Origin of the sequence: Mesorhizobium sp. M0088, assembly GCF_040322895.1 — a bacterium.
Classification (GTDB): Bacteria; Pseudomonadota; Alphaproteobacteria; order Rhizobiales; family Rhizobiaceae; genus Mesorhizobium.
In genome coordinates, this window is record NZ_JAMYUI010000043.1 from 19754 (window position 1) to 27821 (window position 8068).

Below are 8068 nucleotides of genomic sequence, written 5' to 3' on the forward strand. Positions count from 1 at the left end.
GTCAAGCCTCGGCGGTAGGATGCCACACCGGCCGAAAGCCATGCCGCAGCACGGCGAGCGTCGTGGCCGGCGTCAGCAGCGACAGCGTCCTGCCTTTGAGCAGGCCGAAATCTGCGGGTGGGCCATATCCCGCAAACGACCAGCGCAGCGTCTTGCCCCTACGCAGGGCATAAACAGTGCGACCATCCGCAACCATGGCGCCGTCCGGCAGGCCGGCAAGGTCTTCAACAGCAATCCCTGGCGGCCACCGCCCGAGGCCAGCCGCTCCTTGTGCAGCCGCTTGTCGACCATCGGCGCGCGCGGTTCGGCAATGCCGAACGCGTCGCCGAAGCGGCCGACGAAATCCCTGGCCCGTTCGCGCTGGCAAAAGAAGCAGGGGCGATGCCCGGCCGCCAATGCCGTCACCTCGTCGAGGAAGAACAGTTCTGTCCAGCCCGCTTTGCCGCCCTTCCGGTTGCGGCCCATCGGTTCGCGCCGCACATCGCGGAATTGGCGGACGCAGATGATCCAGGCCGGAAGCGCCCAGCGCTTCTTCTTGAGCGTCTTGGTCTCGGGATCGTGGATGATGCCGCGATTGCCGGTGAACATGCCGCGATCGGGCACAGCGTGGATGGTACCGAACGGATCGACCCGGTTCTGCAGTGGCATAGTTTTCTCTCCGGACACGCATCTTGGCTGCAATGCGAGCGGCATGATATCGCTCCTCGCATCTTTTCATGTCAGCAGGGTTTTGTGATGCGGGTGCTGGTGGTGCAGAACTACGACAATACCGGCCTCGGCCAGGTCGGCGCAGCACTTGCGGAAGCGGGTGCCGATCTCGACCTGCGTCTCCCTTACAAAGGCGATCCCCTGCCGGATGACGCGGCCGGGCATGATGCCATGATCGTGCTCGGCGGCGGCCAGAACGCGCTGGCCGACGATGAGTACCCCTATTTCCCGGCACTGCTCGAACTGACCCGCGACTTTGCCGACAAGGATCGCGCCGTGCTCGGCATCTGCCTGGGCAGCCAACTCGTCGCCCGTGCCTTCGGCGGCGAAAACCGCATCGGCGGCGCCAATGAGTTCGGCTGGCACGGCGTATTGCTGACGGCGGACGCCAAGGGCGATCCGGTGCTGGGCGCGCTGCCGGAGAAATTCCCGATCTTCCAGTGGCATGACGACACCTTCGTGCTGCCTGAGGCCGCCGTGCGGCTTGCCGGCAACGATGTCGCCGAGAACCAGGCATTTCGCGTCGGCCGCGCCGTCTACGGCTTCCAGTTCCATTTCGAGGCCGACCGGCCGATGGTCGAGGACTGGAGCACGTCGTTTGCCCCGACCATTGCCGCGCGCCATCCCGACTGGGCCGGCAAGCTCGATGGCGAAATGGCCCGCAACGGGCCCGATGCGGATGCCGCTGGCCTCGCCATTGCCCGTGCCTGGGTAGCAACCATCTGAGTGTTGGCCTCTCCGTACCCTGCAGCGTGACATAATTGGCACGCGGCGGTGAAACCGCCTGGGGAAAACCGTTTCATTCTTGGCTTATGTCCGCCCGCCATCCTAGAAGGCGCGCGCTCTGCATCTTCTGTGCAACGGCTATGAACCTTTTGTGTGACCCGCGCGACACACCGTTGATACAGAACATGCCTAGAAGCGCAAAATCGTCGAAACTTTGAAGCGAATTCTCGGTTTCAACGCATTGGTAACCGCCTGGTGCACAGATGCAGAAAGCTCAACAAGAGATGACCTCCGTGAAAGCAGCGCTTCTGTCCTTTGCCATGTTGTCCGCCATCGTGCTGTGCGGTCTCGGCATCTATGCCGCCGACGCAGCCAGCAACCACAACGCCGTCGACGGTTACGGCGTCACCGCCTCGCTGCGCTAAAGGCGGAAAGCGCCTTTCGCGTCCTCCGACGCGCGACGCTCAAGCTTCCTTGATCGTCATTGTCAGGATGCGTTTGTCCGCACCGTCGACGACGAGCGCGCTCAGCATGCCTGATTGCCAGGCAAGCGTGTCGACATTGACGCGGTTGGCCATCACTTCCGCCTCCGGCACCGGCGTGTGGCCATGCACCACGATCTTCGGATAGAGGTCGGGGTGGTTGTGGAAGACGTCGCGGATCCAGATCAGGTCCTGTGGGTTTTGCTTCTCCAGAGGATTACCCGGCCTGATGCCGGCATGACAGAAGAAGAAGTCCCCGAAAGTCGCGGAGAACGGCAGCGATCGCAGGAAGTCGATGTGGCTTTGCGGCACGGCCTCGACCAGTGCCTGATGTCCTTTGCGCACGGCCGATTCGGCCTTGCCGAACCACACGCTTGTGCCTTCACTGATCGCCACGCCGTACGACTGTGCCGTCTGGATACCGCCGAACCGGATGAAAAGCCCTTCCGGGTCAGGGGTTTTGAGAAAGTCGAGAAAGCCGATGTCGTGGTTGCCGGTCAGCATCAGGTGACGAGGGTCGCGCTCTTGCGCCTCGATCAGGAAATCGATGACGCCCTTCGAGTCCGGCCCGCGGTCGACATAGTCGCCAAGATGGATGACGCGCCAGTCGGCAGGCGCCTCCTGCTCGATCTCGGTCCTGATGCGCCGATGCATGGCGGCCAGCAGGTCGAGCCGGCCGTGGACGTCGCCGATCGCGTAAAGACGCACACCTTCCGGCCCATGCGCGTCGAGAAAATGGATGCCGGGTTCTGCCAATTTTTCGGTGTCTCCGTGGTCGCGCGGTCACGGGCTTAGCGCCGGAGCTGGTCCTTGCCCATGTCGGTGACAAGACGCTTTCCGCACAGCGCCAGCGTGATGTCCATCTCCTTGCGGATGATTTCCAACGCCTTGGTAACCCCTTCCTTGCCAAGCGCCCCCAGGCCGTAAAGAAATGGCCGGCCGATATAGGTTCCCTTGGCACCTAGGCAAAGCGCCTTCAGGACATCCTGGCCGGAGCGGATGCCGCCATCCATATGCACTTCGATCGTGTCGCCGACCGCGTCGGCAATCTCTTCCAGCACGCCGATCGACGACGACGCACCATCGAGCTGGCGCCCGCCATGGTTGGAAATGATGATCGCGTCGGCGCCGGTCTTGGCCGCCATCAGCGCGTCCTCCTTGTCGAGAATGCCCTTGAGGATCAGCTTGCCGCCCCAGCGCTCCTTGATCCAGGCGACGTCCTTCCACGACAGATGCGGGTCGAACTGCTCCGTCGTCCACGATGCCAGCGAGGCCATGTTGCCGACACCCTTGGCGTGGCCGACAATGTTGCGGAAGGTCCGCCGCTTCGTGCCGGCCATGGCGGCGCACCAGTGCGGGCGGATGGCCATGTCGATGATGTTCGTCAGCGTCAGCTTGGGTGGCGCCGAAAGCCCGTTGCGGATGTCCTTGTGGCGCTGACCGAGAATCTGCAGGTCGAGCGTCAGCACGAGCGCCGAGCATTTCGCCGCCTTTGCCCTGTCGATCAGGTTGAGCACGAACTCCTTGTCACGCAGCACATAGAGCTGAAACCAGAACGGCTTCGTGGTTACCGAGGCGACATCCTCGATCGAGCAGATGCTCATCGTCGACAAGGTAAACGGCACGCCGAATTCCTCCGCCGCCTGCGCCGCCAGCATCTCGCCATTGGCGTGCTGCATGCCGGTCATGCCGGTTGGCGCCAATGCCACCGGCATCGACACTTTTTCGCCGATCATCGTCGATGCCAGCGAACGGTTGTCCATGTCGACGAGCACGCGCTGGCGGAACTTGATCTTCTGGAAATCCTCTTCGTTGGCCCGATACGTGCTTTCGGTCCACGAACCGGAATCGGCATAGTCGAAGAACATCTTCGGCACGCGCCGGCGGGCGAGGTCCTTGAGGTCGGCGATGGTCAGGATCTGGCTCATGGGCTTCCCGTTTCGATAGCTAGGAGCGTTTGCGTGCAGGTTCGGTATCGGTGGCTTCGACCCGCTGCTTCAGCCTCAGTCGCGAAACGCGCTGCCAGTCGCCGCTGCGCTCGGCTTCCGCCATCGACCGTTCGACATAGGTGATGTGGTCCATCGCCGCTTGCCGGGCAGCATCCGGATCGCCGGCCTTCACCGCCGCATGGATCGCGCGGTGCTGCGCGAGCAGGGCGTCGCGCGCGCCGGGCACGCTGAACACCAGCAGCCGGTTCTGGAACACGCCCTCCGACAACAGCCGGTAACAGGAACGCAACGTGTGCAAAAGGATGATGTTGTGCGCGCATTCGCAGATCGCGTGGTGGAACTCGACATCGATCTCGGCCTCGTCGTCGAAGTCGCCGGTCCGGTGCGCATCGTCCATACGTGCCATGATCTTGTCGAGCAGCGCCATGTCGTCCGCAGTGGCGCGCCGTGCCGCGTATTCAGCCGCGACCCCTTCGATCTCGCGGCGATATTCCAGATAATCGGTCACTGCCTTGCGGTGCATCGAGATCAGGTCTGTCACCGGTTTGGTGAAGAGCTGGCCGATGACATCGGCGACATGCGTGCCGCCGCCGGGCCTTGTCGTCAAAAGGCCGCGTCCTTCCAGTGACTTCAGCGCATCACGCAGGATCGGCCGGGATACGTCGAACTGGCGTGCAAGCTCGCGCTCGCCCGGCAGCCGGTCGCCGGTGCGCAGCACGCCTTCGAGGATGAGGCTCTCGATTTGCTGCACCACCTCGTCGGCGGTGCGCGAATGCTCGATCCTGGAAAAAATGTCGCTCAACAGAATGCCTGGAAGGTGAACCGGTGTCGCAGAATAGAGCCTGCCTCGCCAACTGGTCAAATTATTTATCCAATTGACAAAAGCGGGCCGATTTTCCGCCCGATGCCATCATCTTCGGCTACCTTTGCCGTTTGCGTCATCAGGCCATTGGCACTAGAGGGACGCGCGTGCAAGAGGGTTCACAAGAGGGTTCAAGGAAACCCAGGGAACAAGCCGTGTCAGACGACCCGTCCGATCTCGAATTCCAGCCGCGCGCCAAGGGCAGCGTCATGGGCTTTCCCGCGCATGAGGGCCGGCCCGGCGCACTCGGCGAGGTTCATGCCCGGCCGCACCCGCTGATCGAAAAGCCACGCGTCCTGATGCAACTCGCCTTCATGACGGAGGGTGGCTCGGGCGTCGACCACGCGGTGCTTTCCGAATTGTCGCGGCGCCTCGGCATCGCCGCGCCCGACCGCCAGGCCCGCCATCATGCCATGAAATGGGGCAAGGGCTCGCTGCGCTGGGAGCGTCATACCGAGTTCTCGACCTATTTGTGGGAAGGGCCGCTTTCCGAAAGCGGCAGGACGCAGGAGGACTCCCCCTTCGGCAACGGGTTTTCGCCGCCGGGAACCTGCATCTCCGGCATCAGGCTCGAAATCCGCAAATGGACGCAAGCGAGCGAGCAGCTGATAGCCGGTTTCGATCCGACCAGCCTGTGCTACTCGCTGGTCGAGCGCGGAAACGCCGCCATCGTCACCGATTTTCGCCAGGATGGCGATGGCCTGACGCGCATGCTGCTGCTCGATCGCGGCTTGACCCCGGCGCGTACCGGCGCGTTGTCGCAGCGGCTTATCGACATCGAAACCTATCGGACGCTGGCCATGCTCGGCCTGCCGCTGGCGTTGACCTTGTCCGGCCGTGCCCGCCGCATCGAAGACCGGCTGGCGCAGACCACGCTTGAGATGAAGGTCGCCGGGACTCGCGACAGCCAGACCTTGCTGGCCGATCTGACCGAACTTGCGGCGGAGTTGGAGGCGGACGCGGCGTCGAGCCTTTACCGTTTCGGCGCCAGCCGTGCCTATGACGGCATCGTCGGCGAACGGCTGGAGGCGCTCGAGGAAGAGGCTGTGCCCGGCTATGACACATGGCGCGGGTTCCTGCAGCGCCGGGTGGCGCCCGCAATGCGCACCTGCCGCTCGGTCGAGGAGCGGCAGGAAAATCTGTCGCGAAAACTGACCCGCGCCACGACGCTGCTGCGCACCTGGGTTGATGTCGAGGTTGAGAAGCAGAACCGCGACCTGCTTGCCTCGATGAATAATCGCGCCCGCCTGCAACTGCGCCTGCAGCAGACCGTCGAGGGGCTCTCGGTCGCCGCCGTCTCCTATTATGTGGTCGGCCTTGTCGGCTATGTCGCCAAGGGTGCCTCGATCTTCGGCCATGCCTTCGCACCGGAGATCATTACCGCGGCTTCGGTGCCTGTCGCCATCCTGCTGGTCTGGTGGGGCGTACGCCGCGTGCGCCGGATGCACTCCGAGCCCGGCAAGCCGCCCGGCGAATAGATCTGCTCACCCTCCCCCTTGTGGGGAGGGTCGGCTCATGATCGCAGCGAAGCGAAGATCGTGAGACGGGGTGGGGGTCCTCGTAGAGCGCCGCGCGGGGGAGGGTGAGACAGCGGCAGATTGCCGCTGCGGAAGCTTGCCCCAGCCTTGATGCCGGATTCCCAACCATCACAGGATTTGCACCCAGCGCGCTTCACTGGTAAAAGATTTTGACCAGTCAAGCGAAATGAGGCTGCCGATGTCCGGCTTGGCCATGCCGAAACCAGACGACGCCACGATGCGCCGGCGCGACGAGATCGTCGCCGACATGCGCATCATCGTGCCGGGTGAGGGCGTCGTCGACGCCGCCAATTCCATGCGCGCCTTCGAGAGCGACGGCCTGACCGCCTATCGGCAGCTGCCCCTGGTCGTCGTGCTGCCGCAAACGGTGGCGCAGGTTTCGCGCGTGCTGAAATACTGCAACGACCGCAACATCCGCGTCGTGCCGCGCGGCTCCGGCACCTCGCTATCGGGCGGCGCGCTGCCGCTCGAGGACGCCGTGCTTTTGGTGATGAGCCGCTTCAACCGTATCCTCGAGATCGATTTCCCCAATCGCGTTGTCGTTGCCCAGCCGGGCGTCACCAATCTCGGCATCACCACCGCCGTCGAGCAGCAGGGCTTTTACTACGCCCCCGATCCATCCTCCCAGATCGCCTGCTCGATCGGCGGCAATGTCGCCGAGAATTCCGGCGGCGTGCACTGCCTGAAATACGGCCTTACCGCCAACAATGTGCTCGGCATCGAGATGGTGCTGATGAATGGCGAAGTGGTACGGCTCGGCGGCAGTCACCTCGATGCGGAAGGTTATGACTTGCTCGGCGTCATGACGGGTTCGGAAGGGCTGCTTGGCGTCGTCACCGAGGTCACCGTGCGCATCCTGAAGAAACCGGAGACGGCTCGCGCGCTGCTGATCGGCTTCCCGACCAGTGAGCAGGGCGGCCAGTGCGTCGCCGACATCATCGGCGCCGGCATCATTCCGGGCGGCATGGAGATGATGGACCGGCCGGCGATCCACGCCGCCGAGGATTTCGTCCATGCCGGCTATCCCCTGGATGTCGAAGCGCTGCTGATCGTCGAGCTCGACGGGCCGGGCGTCGAGGTCGATCATCTGATCGGCCTTGTCGAGGCCATCGCCTACAAGAACGGCTCGACCACCTGCCGCATTTCGCAGTCGGAACAGGAACGGCTGAGCTTCTGGGCCGGCCGCAAGGCGGCGTTTCCGGCCGTCGGCCGCATCTCGCCCGACTACTACTGCATGGACGGCACCATCCCGCGCAAGGAGCTGCCGCGCGTGCTCGCCGGCATGCGCGAGCTGTCGGAAAAATACGGTCTCGGCGTCGCCAATGTCTTTCACGCCGGCGACGGCAATCTGCATCCGCTGATCCTCTACGATGCCAACGTACCGGGCGAACTCGACAAGGCCGAAAGCTTCGGCGCCGACATATTGCGGCTCTGCGTCAAGGTCGGCGGCGTGTTGACCGGCGAACACGGTGTGGGCGTGGAAAAACGCGACCTGATGCCGGAAATGTTCACCCAGATCGATCTCGACCAGCAGATGCGCGTCAAATGCGCCTTCGATCCCAACCATCTGCTCAACCCGGGAAAAGTGTTCCCGCAGCTGCGGCGATGCGCCGAACTCGGCCGCATGCACATTTCCGGCGGCAAGCTGCCGTTTCCGGACATTCCGAGGTTTTGAGGGTGATGACGTCTCAGAATGGGGGTTCCTCGCCCCCGCAAAGCGGGGGAGAGCGACTATCTGGGGTGTCAAGTTGCAATTACGAACTCGTTGCGCGCATCGCGTGCTTTTGCATTGAGGATGACCAG

At 63.5% G+C, this 8068-nt stretch carries 7 protein-coding genes and 1 pseudogene; 4 read left to right on the forward strand and 4 right to left on the reverse strand.

What is annotated here, in order from left to right:
- Position 1: 1 nt before the first annotated feature.
- Positions 2-648, reverse strand: a pseudogene (locus tag NKJ67_RS33740) (hypothetical protein).
- An 87-nt stretch (positions 649-735) separates the two neighbouring features.
- Between NKJ67_RS33740 and NKJ67_RS33745 the strand changes: the two are divergent.
- Both NKJ67_RS33745 and NKJ67_RS33750 read left to right on the forward strand, forming a co-directional pair.
- Positions 736-1434 (forward strand): type 1 glutamine amidotransferase, encoded by a 699-nt coding sequence (locus tag NKJ67_RS33745; protein ID WP_352585669.1) that lies wholly within the window; start codon positions 736-738, stop codon positions 1432-1434.
- Between the two features lie 293 nt (positions 1435-1727).
- Positions 1728-1859, forward strand: a complete 132-nt coding sequence (locus NKJ67_RS33750; protein WP_256750304.1) for a hypothetical protein — start codon at positions 1728-1730, stop codon at positions 1857-1859.
- Positions 1860-1898: 39 nt separating this feature from the next.
- On the opposite strand, the gene NKJ67_RS33755 is transcribed toward NKJ67_RS33750, so the two are convergent.
- The 3 genes from NKJ67_RS33755 to NKJ67_RS33765 are packed head-to-tail and all read right to left on the reverse strand — an operon-like array spanning position 1899 to position 4667.
- Complete coding sequence (locus tag NKJ67_RS33755; RefSeq protein WP_352585671.1) at positions 1899-2672, reverse strand: metallophosphoesterase; 774 nt, start codon at positions 2670-2672, stop codon at positions 1899-1901.
- Between the two features lie 35 nt (positions 2673-2707).
- Entirely contained in the window at positions 2708-3844 is a 1137-nt protein-coding gene (locus NKJ67_RS33760; RefSeq protein ID WP_352585673.1) for an alpha-hydroxy acid oxidase, read from the reverse strand.
- 19 nt (positions 3845-3863) lie between these two features.
- Complete coding sequence (locus tag NKJ67_RS33765; RefSeq protein WP_127397229.1) at positions 3864-4667, reverse strand: FadR/GntR family transcriptional regulator; 804 nt, start codon at positions 4665-4667, stop codon at positions 3864-3866.
- Positions 4668-4882: 215 nt separating this feature from the next.
- Here NKJ67_RS33765 and NKJ67_RS33770 point away from each other — a divergent pair, with 215 nt between their 5' ends.
- Both NKJ67_RS33770 and NKJ67_RS33775 read left to right on the forward strand, forming a co-directional pair.
- A complete protein-coding gene (locus tag NKJ67_RS33770; protein ID WP_352585675.1) occupies positions 4883-6205 on the forward strand; it encodes a DUF3422 family protein in 1323 nt (440 codons plus the stop codon).
- Between the two features lie 238 nt (positions 6206-6443).
- A complete protein-coding gene (locus tag NKJ67_RS33775) occupies positions 6444-7940 on the forward strand; it encodes an FAD-linked oxidase C-terminal domain-containing protein (RefSeq protein WP_352585677.1) in 1497 nt (498 codons plus the stop codon).
- The last annotated feature ends 128 nt before the right edge of the window (positions 7941-8068 follow it).